At 38.8% G+C, this 15665-nt stretch carries 17 protein-coding genes; 4 read left to right on the top strand and 13 right to left on the bottom strand.

The window, feature by feature from the left end; translation table 11 throughout:
- The first annotated feature begins 138 nt into the window (after positions 1-138).
- Genes MTT09_RS07205 through MTT09_RS07195 form a run of 3 tightly spaced genes read left to right on the top strand, consistent with a single transcriptional unit; the run spans position 139 to position 2470 of the window.
- Positions 139-1008, top strand: coding sequence for a Gfo/Idh/MocA family protein (locus MTT09_RS07205; RefSeq protein WP_009294081.1), 870 nt, complete (start codon positions 139-141; stop codon positions 1006-1008).
- The gene (gene hemH / locus MTT09_RS07200; RefSeq protein ID WP_429803364.1) at positions 1008-1961 is read left to right on the top strand and encodes a ferrochelatase; all 954 of its coding nucleotides are present in this window, start codon (positions 1008-1010) and stop codon (positions 1959-1961) included. The genes MTT09_RS07205 and hemH overlap by 1 nt, the downstream gene beginning before the upstream one ends.
- A 47-nt stretch (positions 1962-2008) precedes the next feature.
- On the top strand, positions 2009-2470 hold the full coding sequence (locus MTT09_RS07195) for a hypothetical protein (protein ID WP_429803363.1): 462 nt from the start codon (positions 2009-2011) through the stop codon (positions 2468-2470).
- Positions 2471-2558: 88 nt separating this feature from the next.
- On the opposite strand, the gene MTT09_RS07190 is transcribed toward MTT09_RS07195, so the two are convergent.
- The 13 genes from MTT09_RS07190 to sstT form a co-directional block, all read right to left on the bottom strand.
- Positions 2559-4391, bottom strand: a complete 1833-nt coding sequence (locus tag MTT09_RS07190) for a peptidoglycan D,D-transpeptidase FtsI family protein (protein WP_429803362.1) — start codon at positions 4389-4391, stop codon at positions 2559-2561.
- An 8-nt stretch (positions 4392-4399) separates the two neighbouring features.
- Complete coding sequence (gene fliE / locus MTT09_RS07185; protein WP_021085514.1) at positions 4400-4693, bottom strand: flagellar hook-basal body complex protein FliE; 294 nt, start codon at positions 4691-4693, stop codon at positions 4400-4402.
- Positions 4693-5193 carry a flagellar basal body rod protein FlgC gene (gene flgC / locus MTT09_RS07180; protein WP_149708685.1) on the bottom strand — a complete coding sequence of 167 codons (501 nt, stop codon included), beginning with the start codon at positions 5191-5193 and terminating at the stop codon, positions 4693-4695. Before flgC ends, fliE begins: the two co-directional genes overlap by 1 nt.
- A gap of 8 nt (positions 5194-5201) precedes the next feature.
- A complete protein-coding gene (gene flgB, locus MTT09_RS07175) occupies positions 5202-5636 on the bottom strand; it encodes a flagellar basal body rod protein FlgB (protein ID WP_429803361.1) in 435 nt (144 codons plus the stop codon).
- A gap of 62 nt (positions 5637-5698) precedes the next feature.
- Positions 5699-6295: a TlpA disulfide reductase family protein gene (locus tag MTT09_RS07170; RefSeq protein WP_429803360.1), complete on the bottom strand. Its 597-nt coding sequence runs from the start codon at positions 6293-6295 to the stop codon at positions 5699-5701.
- An 8-nt stretch (positions 6296-6303) separates the two neighbouring features.
- Positions 6304-6756: an SsrA-binding protein SmpB gene (smpB, locus tag MTT09_RS07165; protein WP_035142320.1), complete on the bottom strand. Its 453-nt coding sequence runs from the start codon at positions 6754-6756 to the stop codon at positions 6304-6306.
- Positions 6757-6770: 14 nt separating this feature from the next.
- Complete coding sequence (locus tag MTT09_RS07160; protein WP_429803359.1) at positions 6771-7514, bottom strand: 4-(cytidine 5'-diphospho)-2-C-methyl-D-erythritol kinase; 744 nt, start codon at positions 7512-7514, stop codon at positions 6771-6773.
- Positions 7511-7741, bottom strand: a complete 231-nt coding sequence (gene csrA, locus MTT09_RS07155) for a carbon storage regulator CsrA (protein ID WP_002941828.1) — start codon at positions 7739-7741, stop codon at positions 7511-7513. Before csrA ends, MTT09_RS07160 begins: the two co-directional genes overlap by 4 nt.
- Complete coding sequence (truB, locus tag MTT09_RS07150; RefSeq protein WP_429803358.1) at positions 7735-8556, bottom strand: tRNA pseudouridine(55) synthase TruB; 822 nt, start codon at positions 8554-8556, stop codon at positions 7735-7737. The genes csrA and truB overlap by 7 nt, the downstream gene beginning before the upstream one ends.
- Positions 8553-10622: an ATP-dependent helicase gene (locus tag MTT09_RS07145; RefSeq protein ID WP_429803357.1), complete on the bottom strand. Its 2070-nt coding sequence runs from the start codon at positions 10620-10622 to the stop codon at positions 8553-8555. Before MTT09_RS07145 ends, truB begins: the two co-directional genes overlap by 4 nt.
- Before the next feature lie 51 nt (positions 10623-10673).
- Entirely contained in the window at positions 10674-11123 is a 450-nt protein-coding gene (locus MTT09_RS07140; protein WP_009294069.1) for a hypothetical protein, read from the bottom strand.
- 1 nt (position 11124) lies between these two features.
- Entirely contained in the window at positions 11125-12846 is a 1722-nt protein-coding gene (locus tag MTT09_RS07135) for a M3 family oligoendopeptidase (protein ID WP_429803356.1), read from the bottom strand.
- A gap of 88 nt (positions 12847-12934) precedes the next feature.
- Entirely contained in the window at positions 12935-14302 is a 1368-nt protein-coding gene (gene sstT / locus MTT09_RS07130) for a serine/threonine transporter SstT (protein WP_429803355.1), read from the bottom strand.
- Between the two features lie 138 nt (positions 14303-14440).
- Here sstT and metK point away from each other — a divergent pair, with 138 nt between their 5' ends.
- Entirely contained in the window at positions 14441-15646 is a 1206-nt protein-coding gene (metK, locus tag MTT09_RS07125; protein ID WP_107856261.1) for a methionine adenosyltransferase, read from the top strand.
- The last annotated feature ends 19 nt before the right edge of the window (positions 15647-15665 follow it).

Raw genomic sequence — 15665 nt, 5'->3', positions numbered from 1 at the left:
ATTTTAGCCAAAATTCGTTTGCGAAATTCTAAAAAGAGAAAAAATAGTGATATTTTGAAAACTATCTCTTGTTTTATCTATTTAAAAGCGATTTGTAAATAAAATAATTAAAAATTTCTAAAGTTTTAAAGGGTGAATGTGAAGCTAAAAATCGGCATTATCGGCTATTGCAGCACAGGTAAAAAACATTATTTAGAGCTTAGACGCTCAAACGAGTTTGAAATTTGTGGCATTTTTGACAAAGACAATGTTGATGAGTTTTGCAGAGCTGATTTTTATACTGATTTTAAAGAATTTATAGAGGTTGCCCAGCCTCAAGCAGTCGTGCTTTGCTCGCCAAGAGAGGAGATGGTGGAGGCATTTTGCCAGTGTGCAAAATATTGTCAAAATATCCTCATCTCACGCCCAGTTTTTAAAAGTATCGCAGATCTTAAAGAGATAAAATATGCCGCTAAAACAAACAAAACTAGGGTTTGCACGGGAATTTCTGAGCGTTTTAATCCAACTATCTTGTCACTTAAAAAAGCACTTTTAAAAGAAGAAGAAATTTATAGCATTTCTATCGCACATTTTAAGCCACTTTGCGACGGAAATATCATAAATGAGCTCTCAGTTTCTGACATCGACCTAGCAAAAAATATCATAAATTCAGAAGTTAGCGACTTTTACTACACTCAAACAAACAAGACGAATGCCAAAAGTGCCGATAACGTGGCGATAAGCTTTAAAAGTAAAAATCAAATTCTAGTGCATATCACTGACTCATTTTGTGGCTCACTGGAGCGCTTTAAGATAGAGGTAAATGCGAAAAATGGCGTCTATTTTGGCGATCTCATCGATCACAAGCTTCATCAAGTGAGTGAAAATGGACAGATGAATTTAAAGATAGATACAAATAATAGCGAGCTAAAAGCGCAATACGAGGCCTTTTACGATCTTTGCCAAAGTGGCGAAAGCAGCGAGCTTTCAAACATTGATGATGCGATAAAGATAAGAGAACTATTTTGATGAAAAAAGCTCTTTTGCTTTTAAATATGGGCGGTGCAAACAGCCTAGATGATGTCGAAATTTTTTTAACAAATATGTTTAATGACCCGTATATTTTGGGTATAAAAAATAAATTTTTAAGAAAATTTGTAGCTTTCATGATCACAAAAGGCAGGCTAAAAACTGCGAAGCACAACTACGAGCAAATAGGCGGAAAGTCGCCACTTTGCGAGCTTACAGCTAAGCTTTGTGAGAAAATTTCAAGCCTTAAAAGCGAATTTGACGCGGTTGATTTTGCGATGAACTACACTTCGCCATTTGTAAAAGATGTGCTTAAAAAGTATGAAGATTTTGATGAGATAGTTCTTTTGCCGCTCTATCCTCATCACTCACAAACTACGATAACTTCGAGCTTGGCTGATTTTAAAAAGGCAAAAGAGGAGCTTAAACTAAAAGCTAAAATTTCACTTTGCGAGCCATTTTATGATGATGACGCTTACAATAAGATCATTATCTCTCACATCCGTGAAGCGATAAATGATACCGATATAAGCGATATTAGCCTCATCTTTTCAGCTCACTCTTTGCCTCGCAAGATCATAGAAAAGGGCGATATCTACGAAAAACACATAAACGAACATGTTCAAATTTTAAGCAAAATGCTAAAAGAGCAGGGGCTAAATTTTAAAGATGTGAGCCTTGCTTATCAGTCGCGTCTTGGCCCAGTTAAATGGCTAGAGCCATCTCTAAATGAGGCTTTAGCAAAGTGCGAAAATAAAAAAGCGCTTATCTATCCGCTCTCTTTTTGTATAGACAACTCTGAGACCATTTTTGAGCTAGTTATCGAGTATGCCAAGCTTGCAAAAGAGCTAAGCTTTAGTTTTTACAAAGTGGTAGAGTGTCCAAATTTTAGTGATGAATTTGCTAGTTTTATCCTAGAAAAGTCAAAAAGTGCTAGAGAATTTAGCCTTTAGGAATAAATCTTGCTTATAAAAAGCATCTCAAATTTAAAAGGAGATGTATGAAGGTTCAAAATAACGATATTATCGATTATTTGTTGCAGTCAGGTTCAGGCAAAGCTAAAGATAAAAAAAATAGTTTTGATGAAATTTTAAGTCTAACGCTTGATAAGATCACAAGCGAGGCAAAGGTTTCAGACAAGCTTGAACAGTTTAAGAAAAGGCTTACAGAGATCGGTGCTGCTGGCTTTATGAATGAGCTAAATTCAAACAAGATAGAAGAGAAGATAGCTCAGAAAAAAGAGGAGCTAACTGAGCTTTTAAGCATAAATGATCCGACCAAAACGCAGGATCAAAAAAATGAGCTACTTAAAATCATGGATAAAATTTTAAGTGACTACCGCAAAGAGCTAAACATGGCACTTACGAGCCAAACACTACTTGAGAAGCAAAATAGCCTTGGCAAAAATACAAATAATTCTGTAAATTTAAGCTCTGTCTTAAATGAACTTGGACTTGCATAAATTTTGGATTTAGGCCACTTGCCTAGATCCAAATTTCTACTTTAAACTCTAAATTTGAAATTTAATATTTATATCTTAGAAGTTAAATTTAATCTAAAGCTGGTTTTTGCTTTGCTTTATCGTTTTTGAGCTTGTCTTTTTTAGCTTCAAACTCAGCTATGACATTAGGATCTGGGAATAAATAGCCATCTTCAACCATTAGATCAACGGCCTTTTTAAATGTCGGCAACGCACTTTGCGCACCAAAGTAGTAGTAAGGCTTTTTAGGGTCTCTTGCCAAAACGCCTATTGTGTAGCTGTTGCCTCTTGTGTCGTTTACAAAGCCAAAAAACGAGCCGTTATAGGTGTTGCTATATCCGCCTTTGCCAGAAGCGATGTGCGCGGTGCCAGTTTTACCGCCTATCTCAAGACCTGGCGTAAATGCTTTTAAGCCAGTACCTTTTTCAACTGTTTTTATCAAAATTCTCTTCATTATCTTTGCGGTCTCTTGCGAGATGACCTGTGCTGGCTCTGCTTTTGGTAGATCGTAGCGCTTACCGTTTCGCTCCAGATATGCCACCATGTGTGGCGTCACCTCGATGCCTTTGTTGTTAAAGGTGTTATAAGCTTTTAAAAGCTGCATAAATGTCGCTTGCAGGCCGTATCCGTAGCTAACAGTCGCCTTATAGGTTGATGAGTTTAGTTTAGTAACCGTTGGCATCATACCTACTTGCTCGTATGGCAGATCGATGCCAGTCTTTCTTGAAAAGCCAAAATTTAAAAGCCCTTGATAAATTTGCGGACCATTTAGGCGTTCTACTAGCTGGATCATACCGATGTTTGAGCTGTGTACGATGACGTCTTCAGCGCTCATAAATGGCTCTGGGTGAGTGTCCTTGATGATCCTTTTGCCAAGCTGATATCGGCCGTTGTATGTGTTTACGAGCTCAAAAGGATTGACCTTTTTTTCTTGAAGCAGTATGGCAAAGATAAATGGCTTAAAAACTGAGCCAACCTCATACGCGTACTCGCTCGCAGTCGAATTTAGTGCACCATAGTCTTGTTTTCTTATATTTGAAGGATCATATCTTGAGCTAGAAGCTAGGGCTAGAATTTCGCCATTTTTGCTGTTCATTATGCAGATGACAAGCTCTTTTGCGTCTAGAAATTCGCGCTTTTCATCTAAGATTTGCTCTAGTTTGGTCTGAAATTTAAGCGGTATAGAGAGCACTGCGTTGTAGCCATCGACCCTTGTTGCTAAATTTGAGTCGCTGGTTAAGATTATATTGTTGCCGATATCGCGCGGGCCAAGGATTTTGGCGTTTTGTATCGGAGCTAGATAGTCCTCGTAGTATCTCTCAAGCCCTTTTACGCCTTTACTTTTGGTAAGTGCGTCGCTCTCTGTTTTACTCACGTAACCAATGGCAGGCGTAAGAGCGTCTTTTGACATAAATTTGCGGTTTTGACCGCTTTCCATCACGCGCATGCCCTGAAAAGAGGCAAGTCCAGTTTTTGGGTCAAGATAAGAGATTAAGATGCCCTTGCGGTTTAGCTTTCTTGAAAGCTCCTGAAGATAGGTAGCGCCCTTTGCGTCGATGCTGTAAGAGAGCGTGACAAGGCCTTTTGTGCCGTTTATGATCTTTCTTACTTTGTTTGGATCGTCGCCGCTATAAAGTGAGTAGAGCTTGATAAACATCTCTTTTTTGTTTGGGTCGATATTTCTAGTATCAAGCATCACTTTGTAGAGCTTTTGGCTTGATGAGATGCTAAAGCCATCTTTTGTGACGATGTTGCCACGGATCGCGGTGTTGATATCGCTTGTTTGAAGCTTAGGAAGCTTTCTTTCGATACTCGCTCTGTAAAAGATCACGAGCACGAAGATTGAAATTCCAAAAGAGATTAATAAAAAAAGTATGGTTATTTTTGATTTTCTGGAATTCATTCAATGGCTTAAATTTGCGTTCTTGAAATTTCTTTGTATGCGCTTAGCGCTTTGTTGCGAATTTCTAGCATGAGCTTCATGCTAGTCTCTGCTTTGCCTATCGCGATAGCTGCTTGGTGCAGGTCTTTTACCTCGCCAGTTGCGAGGTCTGCGATGGCTTTATCAGCGTTTATTTGAACCTTGTTTAGCTCTTTTAAAGAGTCGTTTAATGCGTTTTCAAAGCCGCCTTCTTCGCCAGCTTTTGCTATTTTGCTTGAATTTTCGCTTTTATTTAACTTATCTAAATTTATACTATTTATCATTATGCTTGTCCTGAAATAAGTGATATCGCACTTTGTGCTATTGTTTTTGCGTTTTGAAATGACGCTACATTTGCTTGATAAGCCCTTGTCGCCTCAAGCAAGTCAGCCATCTCGATGACTGGGTTTATATTTGGAAATGCGACGTAGCCATTTGCATTTGCATCTGGGTGGCTAGGGTCGTATTTTAGTTGAAAATCCTTATCATCGCGCACCACTTTATCCACGATCACGCTAGTTAGGGCAGGGTGAGCGTTTTTAGGTGAGCTTGGATCATCGAGTGGATTTTCATACTCGAGCAGACTTTGTGAGTTTTTAAGTTGATCGTTTAAAATTTTATCAAAGTTCATCTCTTTAAAGATCACCTCTTGTCTTCTGTAAGGGCCGCCTTCAGCTGTTCTTGTGGTTTGAGCGTTTGCGATGTTTGAGCTGATGACGTTCATCCTGAAGCGTTGTGCGCTTAGTCCATATCCGCTAATATCAAAATCATTTAAATATGGCATCATCTCTCCTAGTTCTTAGCACTTGCGTCTATTACGCTTTTAAAGATATTGCCCTGAGCCTTGTATGCGCCATCAAGAGCGTTTATCATAACTGTGTTTTTGCCCATTTCTGTTGTCTCAACATCAAGATCAACCGTGTTTGCGTCATTTCTAGCCATGTGACCATCACGCAAGAAAATTTGAGCTGTATCGCTTTTTGGAAAATCAACCGCAGCCATGTGCGCTTCGTTTGTTTTAGCTAAATTTAGTTTCTTGCTCTTTGAAACGTTGTAAATTTCATTTGCTTTTTCTCTTAAAACATCTTCAAATCTTACATCTCTAGCCTTGTAAAATGGTGTATCAACATTTGCAAGGTTGCCAGAGATGAGCTTTTGGCGTAGCTCTCTGCCTGCAAGAGCGGACTCAACAAGGGGGCTAGATTTTGATTTTTCTAAAACAAACATATAAAATCCTTATAAATTTTCACATTTTTATAAGCAAATGATGTTCCAAATATAAGGCAAATTTACTTTGTTTCATAAATTTTTGCCAGATCTTCTTTCATTTTTGTGACTTTTATGCCGCCTAGATAGTATTTAACGCCGTATTTTCCGCTATCAACGTCTGTTAAAATTTGGTATTCGCCATTTTTTAGCACGACTTTAAAAGGGAGTGATATCTCATGCTTATACTCTATGTCACGCACGATCTGCTCGACTAATCTATCATTTATCTTTTGGTTATTTGTGATGAAGTAGTAAGCGTGAAATTTTTGCAGAAATTCATTTAAAACATACTCATCTGTGACATTTTCAAAATGAGTAAGACCTATAAGCGTAAATTTATCTTTGTTTTCAACTTGATATTTTGTAAGCTCAGGGGCTTCTTTTTGGCAAGGTGGGCAAAATGTACCAAAAATGTCTATCATCAATACCTTGTTTTCGTCATTTTTGATAGTAAAACCGCCATTTTTACGCACTAAAGTAAGCTCTTTGCCGCTTACATCTTTTAAAACAACTTCTTCGTTTGGACTAAATTCTTTAAATGCAGCCCTGCTGCTTTCCTCTTCCCCGCAACCAAAAAATGCAAAAAGTGCAATGATAACTACAACTAAATTTTTCATTTTATTCCTTAAACATATCTTTTTATGGCAGCTCTTGCCTCTTTGTCTGCCTCGCGCCTCTTTAAAGTTTCGCGCTTGTCGTGTAAATTTTTACCTTTTGCAAGAGCTAGCCTTGCTTTTACGATATTTTTATCGCTTAGATAGAGCGCTAAAACAACCAAAGTAAGCCCATCTTGTGAGACTTGACCGAAAATTTTATCGATCTGCTTTCTGTGCATCAAAAGTTTTCTGGCTGCTCGCTCATTTGGACGAAATGCGCTGTGTGTAGTCTCAAGATAGCTGATATGGGCATTTAGTAAAAAAAGCTCACCCTTTATGACGCGCACAAAGCTATCTTTTAAATTTGCTCTGCCAGCCCTTAGAGCCTTGACCTCGCTGCCTTTTAAAACGATGCCAGCCTCAAAGGTCTCAAGTATGCTAAAGTCATGCAAAGCTTTCTTGTTTTTTGCTAGATCTTTTATCAAAATTTTACCTTTTATTTTACGCTAAATACGCTACTGCCGCTGCCGCTTAGAAATTTATCCCTAAACTCGTTCATCTGTGGATAGAGCTTAAAGCATGGGACAAAAAGATCGTTTAGCTCCTCGTTTTTATAAATTTCAAGTAGCTCTTTGCTCTTTAAATTTTGCATCTTTTTTGCAGCATTAACGTCTATGTATTGTAAGAAATTGCTTCTAAATTCTTGATAAACCATCGGTGTGGAGCAAAAAACATTTGGCGTGAAAATATTTAAATTTGGCACTTCATCGTCAAATTCTTCTATGATCTCGCCTATGCCGCTCACATTTGCTGCCCTATATCCGCTTACAAAAAAGGCCACATCCGCGCCGATTTTAGAGGCCATTTGCATCAAATTTTCGCGTTTTATATTTAAATTTAGCTCGTCATTTACCATAAGTAAAAAGGTGGCAGCGTTTGAACTGCCTCCTCCTAGACCAGCACCTATTGGGATTTGTTTGTTGATGATGATTTTATGAGAGCTAAAAAACTCATCTAGCTCGTTTGAAAAGCCAGCTCTTTTTAGCTCGTCTATCGCTTTTTGGATGATGTTTTCTTTTATCTCTTTGTTGTCGCATTCGATAGAAAAGGAATTTGACCTCTCAAAATAAATTTCATCAAAAAGCTGCTCGCAAAGAACAAAACGTGACAAAATTTCGTGGTAGTTGCCTCTGGTGCCAACTACCTTCAAAAAGACGTTGATCTTTGCAAAGCTTTTCATTTCTCGATTTTTTTCGCAAGCTCGTGGATATCGGCTTCGCTTGCTTTTTTGGTGGCGTGGATATTTTCGTTTTTGATATCGTTTGCCAGCTCGCTTCTTAGTATCATTGTGTTGCGCGGGGCCTCGATACCAAGCTTAACGGTGCTTTTTGAGATACTTACTACGACGACTTTTATGTCGTTGCCTAGTAAAATTTCTTCGTTTTCTTTTCTTGCTAAGATTAACATTTTTCTACCTTGTTTAAAGTGTAATTTATAGTATCATCCATGATTTGGATTACGCTCATAAATTTATCATAATTTAGCAAATAAATTCCTTGTGTTTGTGTTTCAAAATCGTTAATTTTTAATTTCTTGCCGTCAAGTATGTTGTTAATATCCCCAAAATACGTGTTTTGCTCAATATTTAAAAAATTGCAAATATTTAAAAATTTTTCATTTTCATAGCGAAATTTACCCTCGCTTACCCTCTTTAATGAGCTTAAAGTTACATTATAACCAACTTTTTGCCCAAAAATTTCTGCATAAGAGCGGATGTAACTCCCCTCGCTTACACTTAAACGAATTGTTAAAAAAGGGTGCGAATAATTTAAAATTTGGCTCTCATAAATTTCCATTATCTCTGGTTTTAGCTCAAATTCTTCGCCGCTTCTAGCTAGCTTGTAGGCTCTTGTGCCATTTACATGTTTGGCGCTAAATTTAGGCGGTATGTAGCTTATCTTGCCTGTTAGCTCGGCTCTAATGGTTTCAAGTTTTTCTAAATTTAGCTCTTTTACATTTGAAATTTCAGTGATATTTTCATTATCCATGCTTGGACTGCTCGCCCCAAGCCAGATCGTCGCCTCATATACTTTTGGGCTTTTGTCTAAAAATCTAAAAAATTTCGTATACGAGCCAAAAGCGACTATCAGACAGCCACTCGCAAATGGATCAAGCGTGCCTGAAAATCCAGCCTTTTTAACGCCATATTTTCTCTTTAGTCGCCCTAAAAAGTGGTTTGAGCTCATGCCAGCAGGCTTGTTTGCTACGAAAATGGCGTTCATACGGCCTTTTCCACGAAGCTTGACATTATCTCTCTTACATTGCCACCAAAATTTATAGTCAGTTTAAACTCTTTTTTAATCTTGCTAACCGCGCTCACCCTGCCGATACCAAAAATTTTATGTTTAACAAGGTCGCCTTTTTTAAATTCATTGCTCTGTTCGATGACTAGCGAGCCATGTGTGATACCGCTCTCGCTTAAAAATCTACTCTTATTTAACCTTGTGCGCTGACCTTTGTAAAAGCGCGAATTTGCAAAGCTTAGACTAAGTGTCCTTTTGGCTCTTGTTATCGCCACATAAGCGAGCCTGCGTTCCTCTTCGATGTCGCTGCCGTCGCCAATGAGCGGGAAAAATCCCTCTTCAAGGCCGATCACAAAAAGGTGCTCAAACTCAAGCCCCTTGCTCGCATGCACGCTCATGATACTAATAGCCTCGTCACTGATGCCGTCTTGCTCGCTTGTTAGCGTGATCTCGTTTAAAAACTCCTCCAGATCAAAGCTTGGATTTTGCTTGATCTGATCTTTTAAAACAGCGTAAAACTCGTCGATGTTTGCCGCTCTTTCAGCTCCATCTGGCAGGCTCTCGTAGTATTTTTTCACGCCAAATTTAGCTTCAAATTTATCTATGAGGTCAAAAACCGAGCTGCTTTCTTGAAGCTCTTTTAGGTTGTTTGCAAACTCAAGAAGGGCTGATTTTATCTTTTTGCTAAAGGCTTCGTCATTATCAGATATATTTGAGATCGCTTCAAAAATAGAAATTTTACCCTCAAAGGCCATCTTTTCAAGCTTATCAAGGCTCACTTTGCCTAGTCCTCGCTTTGGGCGATTAATGATGCGTCTTATTGAAAAATCATCATTTGGATTGTTTATCAGTCTTAAGTAGCTTATGATATCTTTGATCTCGGCTCTTTCGTAAAATTTAACTCCGCCAACCATTTTATAGGCGATCTGCTCTTTGTTTAGCCCATCTTCGAGCGAGCGAGAGAGTGCGTTTATGCGGTATAAGATGGCGATATCTTTTGCCTGCACGCCTTTGCTTAAAAGCTCTTTTATATTTTTTGCGATCTTGCCAGCCTCGACGCTCTCATCAAAACTCTCTATCAAATTTACAGCTTCGCCTTCGCCTTTTGTGCCCACAAGCTTCTTGCCAAGGCGGTTGCGGTTATGATCTATCAGCTCGTTTGCAGCCTTTAGTATCGCCTCGCTCGAGCGGTAGTTTTTCTCAAGTCTGATGATCTTTACGTTGTTAAATTGATCTTTGAAATTTAAGATATTATCTATCTTTGCACCACGCCAGCCGTAGATACTCTGGTCATCATCGCCCACCACGCAGATGTTTTCGTGGCATAGACAGAGTTTTTTTAGGAGCTTATACTGAAGATCGTTTGTGTCTTGATACTCATCGACCATTATGTATTTGTAGCGGTTTGAAATTTCTCTAGCAAGATCTTCGTTTTCGTCTAAAATTTTATATGTAAGCCCTAGCAAATCGTCAAAATCAACAAGGTTGTTTGCCTTTAAATAGTCCTCATATTTTTCATAAATTTGCGCTGCTTGCTTATAAAAGTTATCTTTGCTTTTATCAAAAGATGAAAAATTTGCGTTTTTATAGACCTCTTCAACGCTTAAAAGCGAGTTTTTGTAGTTTGAAATTTCACTTGACAAAATCGCCGTGGCGACTGGACTTTCAAAGCTTTTGATGATGCGTTTTTTATCGTCTGTGTCGATTATGACGAAGTTGTTTTTTCTACCAAGCTTTTCTATGTAGAGCTTTAAAAACAAAAGTCCAAATTTGTGAAATGTGCAAAGAAGCGGCGAGTAGTTTTTGCCGCTTTGGCTTAGCATCGCCATGGCTCTGCTACGCATCTCGTTGGCGGCTTTGTTTGTAAATGTAAGAGTTAGTGTGTTTGCCGCGTCTATGCCGACCTCGCCGATGAGATAGGCAAGCCTAGTCGTGATAGTCTTTGTCTTGCCACTGCCAGCTCCTGCTAATATGAGCATCGCACCATCTATGTGGGTGGCTGCTTCGCGCTGGGCTTCGTTTAAATTTGATAGTAAATTTTCCATTTTTCGCTTTTTAAATTTTCTTTTGATTTTAGCCAAAAATGCTTAAAATTACTATCTTTTCTTAAATATATCTTTATTTTTTGGGTTTTGCAAAAAGACTGAGGCTGATTTTTTAGCGTGATCGACTTGCTTCTCTTTTGGCTTATAAATGGAGAAATTTACAAGGATCGGGCTATTTTCAACCAAAATTTGAACTACCGCGCCAAGTGGAAATGATACCACTGAGGCGAAATTTTCACTGCCAAAGCCAGCCTCAAAGCTAAGCTCATCTTGCGTTAGCCTAGCACTTTCAAGCGTGTAGCCACCAAGTGAGAACATAATGACTGGCATGCTAAAGCTGCCACTTATCTCATCTGGTAAGCTAGGCTCAAAGCTAACTAGCGGTAAATTTGCCATAACTGAGAAATTTAGCCCCTTTTCAAGTAAAAAATCAATGCACTCATAGACGTGCATCTTCATCAAAAGCGCAAATTTCTCATCGTCTAAAATTTCGTCTAACATCTTAATCCTTTGAAATTTCTAAAAACTCATCTACTAGTTTTTTGACCTCGTTTATGCCTATCTGCCAGAAATTTTTATCATCTATATCAAAGCCAAATTTACCAACAAGCTCCCTTGGGCTAAGGCTCCCACCAAGGCTCAAAAACTCGGTGTAAATTTCAACAAAATTTTCGCATTTGCCGCTTTTGTAAAGCCCAAAAAGTGCAAGCACAAGAAGCTGCGCGTAAGAGTAAGCGTAGCAGTAAAATGGCGTGTGGATGAAGTGCGGGATGTAGCTCCACCAAATTTTATAGTAGTCATTTAGTGTGACACTTTTGCCAAACATCTTTTTGCTCTCTCTTAGCCAAATTTTATTTAGCTCATCTAGGCTGATCTCGCCCTCATGTGCGTGCACGGCGCGCTCAAAGGTGGTGAAATTTATCTGGCGGTAAAGCGTGGCAAATATATCCTCGATCTTGCCAGCAAGCAGTGAAATTTTCTCTTTTTTGCTAAGGCCGTCTTTTACGTGGTCAAAAACTAGCATCTCGCAAAAGACTGAAGCCGTCTCAGCCGTGGTTAGCGGAGTGTCTGAGTTTAGGTAGCTTACGTTATATGAGAGCTTTTGATGAACAGCGTGGCCAAGCTCGTGGCCAAGCGTGAAAAGGTCTCTTCGCTGGTTTGTGTGATTTAGCAAAACATAAGGGTGCGTGTCGCTTGATCCAGAGTGTGAAAATGCCCCACCTCGCTTGTTTGGTGCTGGATAAACGTCGATCCAGCCGTCACTAAATGCACTTTTTGCGATCTTGCCAAATTCGCTTGAGAAATTTGAAAATGCCTTTAAAACTATCTTTTTGCATTCATCAAATTTATACTCGCCTTCGCTACTAAGAGGTGCGTATCTATCGTAGTCATAAAGCTTTTTAAGGCCTAAAATTTCTCTTTTGCGCTCGTAAAATTTAGAGACCAAGTCAAAATTTTTCTCAGTTACAGCGATGAGTGAATCGACGCTTTTTTTACTGATTTGATTTTCAAGGTGTCTTGGCTCTTCAGGAAGCTTGAAATTTCGCAGCTCGCAGCTCGTTTTTAGATCAGTTTTTATCATATTATATATATAGCCTAGCAGGTGCTTGTGTTTGCTAAGCTCATTTGAGAGGCTTTTTGCTGCTAGTTTTCGCACGCTTTGGTCGCTCTCATGAAGCTTGGCTAAAATTTCCTCTTCATTTAAAAGCTCGCCTTTAAATTTAAACCTCATCTTGCTCATGCTCTCATCAAAAAGCCTTGAAAAGCCCTCGGCTCCGGTGCTTGCCGTGCGAAGTAGCACTCTCTCTTCGGCAACGCTAAGTTGGTGCGGCTTTGCTTTGGCGAGATTGCTTAGATAGTAGCCATATTTTTTAGAGCTTTTGATGATCTCTTCTTGTTTTTTAGGGCTAAATTCATTAAATTTGATCTCAAAAAATATTAAATTTTCATTTGCTTTTGTCGCGATCTCATCGATCTTTGCGTAAAATGCGCCCTTGCTTGTATCTTTGGCAAAATTTAAAAAAGCGTAGGTCATTACCTTTGAAATTTTAGCTATCAAGCTTTCATATTCAGAAAATGCTTTTAAAAACTCGTCTGTTTTTAAATTTTCATAAATTTCAAGGTATTTATCTTTAAATTTCTCGCACTCTTTTTGTAAATTTAGTGCATTTTGCTCGCACTCTTTTTCGTTTGCAAAAAGTGCTTTTAGATCCCAAATTTGCATTATCGTCCTTTAAATTTTTGGGATATTTTACAAAAAAATGGATAAAAGTAAAATTTCAGCCAAAATTTAGCTGAAATTTTACTGAGGATTATTCTGAAGTCTCTGAGGCTACCGCTGTGAAAAGCACGTCAGATGCGCTATTTAGGGCAGTTTCAACTGAGTCTTGGATGACGCCTATAGTAAAGCCAACTGTGACAAACTGCATAGCGATGTCATTGCCGATGCCAAAAAGTCCGCACGCTAATGGCACTAGAAGTAGTGAGCCGCCAGCCACGCCTGAAGCGCCGCATGCGCCAAGGGCTGAGATGAAGCATAGAAGTAGTGCATCGCCAAATGTAACCGTGATAGATGGGATAGAATTTACCGCAGTAAGCGCTAGGATACTGATAGTAACTGCTGCACCACCCATGTTTATGGTAGCGCCTAGCGGTATAGAGATCGAGTAGAGCTCCTCTTTTAGGTTTAGTTTTTTGCAAAGCGCCATATTTACAGGGATGTTTGCAGCCGAGCTTCTTGTAAAAAACGCTGAGATCGCGCTCTCTTTTAAGCAGATCATCACAAGTGGATAAGGATTTTTCCTAGTTAGTGCAAAAACCATCGCTGGATAGACGATAAATGCCACTACAAGCATCGCTCCAACAAGAACCAAGATCAGTTTGAGATATCCTGCAAGTGTCTCAAATCCAGTGTCATGAATGCTGATAGCAACCATACCAAAGATACCAAACGGAGCAAGTCTAATGATAAATTTAACGATATGAGTTACGCCGTCGCTTATATCTTTAAATACTTTTTTGGTCTCAGGTGTAGCATATCTCATAGCGATGCCGCCACCTATAGCCCATGTGATAATGCCTATGTAGTTACCATTTGCTAGGGCGGTTATCGGATTTTCAACCATTTTATAGATAAGATCTTTTAATACGTTTGTGATGCCTTGTGGGGCAGACATATCAGCGCTTTGCAGACCTTTTAGCGGTATCTCGATAGGAAATAAAAAGCTAGCAATGACTGCCACAACAGCTGCTAAAAAAGTGCCAACGAGGTAGAGTGTGATGATCTTTTGCATGCCTTTTGTATGACCAAAATCTTTTAAAATGATAGAGGTTGCAACTAAAACAAATACAAGAATAGGTGCGATCGCTTTTAGAGCGCCTTTAAACAAATCTCCTAAAACTGAGGCTGAAGCAGCGATAGAATCAGCCGAACTAGCCTTTTCTTTAGCCTCATCAAGTTGTTTTGCTTCATCTTGGCTAAGACGAGTTTTTATGACTTCATCTACGCTTAAGCCACTCTCTTTTTGAATGGTTTGAATTTTAGCTGAGATTTGGTTGTAAGGGGCTGCCTGATAGTGTGTGTAAAAGCCAACTAGGGCACCTAGGACGATACCAACTAAAATTTGAACGATCAAATTTCCGTCAGCGTATCTTCTTGCAATGTTTTTAAACATATTCATTTGACACCTTAATAAATTAGTTTTTTGTTGATTTTAGCTAAATGATTTTTAAATATAAAGAAATTTAAAAAGATTAATTAGCTTTTTATATAGATTTGTTACAATTGCACGAAAATTTAACCAAGGAAAAGGACTAAAATGTATCTATTTACTTCTGAAGTTGTAAGTCCAGGTCACCCAGATAAATGCGCTGATATTATCGCTGATAGCATTGTTGATACTATCTTAACGCAAGATCCAAATGGACGCGTCGCAAGCGAAGTTTTCGTAGCTGGAAAAAATATAGTAATAGGTGGAGAGATAAACTCAAAGGTAAAACTCTCTTATAAAGACTACGAAAAGATCGTAAAAGACGCTCTTGCGCATATTGGATATGACGGAAAGAGCAACTTTACAAAAGAGCAGTGCTTGCACCCAGATGATATCGAGGTCAAAGTCTGCTTAAATCAACAAAGCCCAGATATAAATCAAGGCGTTGATCAAAGTGATGGCGAGATCGGAGCAGGTGATCAAGGCATCATGTTTGGCTTTGCGAGCTGCGAAGCGAAAGAATTTATGCCAGCAGCTATAACTTATGCAAGAATGCTTTGTGAAAAAGTATATAAATTTGCCAAAGCAAACCCTGATAAGCTTGGTGTTGATATAAAAACGCAAGTTACGATTGATTACGGCAGCAAAGACAACTTTGAAAACTGCAAACCTCAAAGCATCCACACTATCGTCGTCTCTGCTCCTTGCGTGGAGAGTATGAAGATAGAAGAGCTTCGTGCACTAATACAAAATTTAATAGACGAAACTGGCCTTCCAAAAGAGCTATATAATAAAGAAAAAACGATCATTTACATAAATCCAACAGGCAGATATGTAAATCATAGCTCACTTCACGATAGCGGCCTAACAGGCAGAAAACTAATCGTCGATAGCTTTGGTGGATATAGCCCAATAGGTGGCGGCGCTCAGTCAAGTAAGGACTATACAAAGGTTGATCGCAGCGGACTTTACGCAGCGCGCTGGATAGCTAAAAATATCGTTGCAGCTGGCCTTGCTAAAAAATGTATCGTCCAGATAAGCTACGCGATCGGTGTTGCAAAGCCAACTTCAGTTAGTGTTGATACTATGGGAACTCACGCAAACAGCGTAAATGACGATATGCTTTCAAATTTTGTAAGCGAGCATTTTTCTCTAACTCCTCGCTGGATAACAAATAAATTTGGTCTTGATAAACCAAGCAAAGAGACATTTTTATATGCAAAAGTAGCTGCAAAAGGTCAAGTGGGAAATGCAAAATATCCTTGGGAAAAGCTTGATGCGGTTGATACTTTCAAGGCTTTACTAAAAAAATAATCAAAAAAGTGGCTTTATT

The organism is Campylobacter concisus (assembly GCF_050447505.1).
Lineage (GTDB): Bacteria > Campylobacterota > Campylobacteria > Campylobacterales > Campylobacteraceae > Campylobacter_A > Campylobacter_A concisus_BP.
The sequence above is the reverse complement of the archived record's forward strand: the minus strand, read 5'-3'. Positions and strand labels throughout refer to the sequence as shown.

What these genes read in the sequence shown, in the direction of transcription:
- MTT09_RS07145 (WP_429803357.1), bottom strand. Translation starts at nt 10,622, where the DNA reads ATGGAAAATTTACTATCAAATTTAAACGAAGCCCAGCGCGAAGCAGCC.
- MTT09_RS07135 (WP_429803356.1), bottom strand. Translation starts at nt 12,846, where the DNA reads ATGCAAATTTGGGATCTAAAAGCACTTTTTGCAAACGAAAAAGAGTGC.
- MTT09_RS07195 (WP_429803363.1), top strand. Translation starts at nt 2,009, where the DNA reads ATGAAGGTTCAAAATAACGATATTATCGATTATTTGTTGCAGTCAGGT.
- hemH (WP_429803364.1), top strand. Translation starts at nt 1,008, where the DNA reads ATGAAAAAAGCTCTTTTGCTTTTAAATATGGGCGGTGCAAACAGCCTA.
- truB (WP_429803358.1), bottom strand. Translation starts at nt 8,556, where the DNA reads ATGAACGCCATTTTCGTAGCAAACAAGCCTGCTGGCATGAGCTCAAAC.
- MTT09_RS07160 (WP_429803359.1), bottom strand. Translation starts at nt 7,514, where the DNA reads ATGAAAAGCTTTGCAAAGATCAACGTCTTTTTGAAGGTAGTTGGCACC.
- metK (WP_107856261.1), top strand. Translation starts at nt 14,441, where the DNA reads ATGTATCTATTTACTTCTGAAGTTGTAAGTCCAGGTCACCCAGATAAA.
- csrA (WP_002941828.1), bottom strand. Translation starts at nt 7,741, where the DNA reads ATGTTAATCTTAGCAAGAAAAGAAAACGAAGAAATTTTACTAGGCAAC.
- MTT09_RS07170 (WP_429803360.1), bottom strand. Translation starts at nt 6,295, where the DNA reads ATGAAAAATTTAGTTGTAGTTATCATTGCACTTTTTGCATTTTTTGGT.
- MTT09_RS07140 (WP_009294069.1), bottom strand. Translation starts at nt 11,123, where the DNA reads ATGTTAGACGAAATTTTAGACGATGAGAAATTTGCGCTTTTGATGAAG.
- flgB (WP_429803361.1), bottom strand. Translation starts at nt 5,636, where the DNA reads ATGTTTGTTTTAGAAAAATCAAAATCTAGCCCCCTTGTTGAGTCCGCT.
- flgC (WP_149708685.1), bottom strand. Translation starts at nt 5,193, where the DNA reads ATGCCATATTTAAATGATTTTGATATTAGCGGATATGGACTAAGCGCA.
- MTT09_RS07190 (WP_429803362.1), bottom strand. Translation starts at nt 4,391, where the DNA reads ATGAATTCCAGAAAATCAAAAATAACCATACTTTTTTTATTAATCTCT.
- sstT (WP_429803355.1), bottom strand. Translation starts at nt 14,302, where the DNA reads ATGAATATGTTTAAAAACATTGCAAGAAGATACGCTGACGGAAATTTG.
- fliE (WP_021085514.1), bottom strand. Translation starts at nt 4,693, where the DNA reads ATGATAAATAGTATAAATTTAGATAAGTTAAATAAAAGCGAAAATTCA.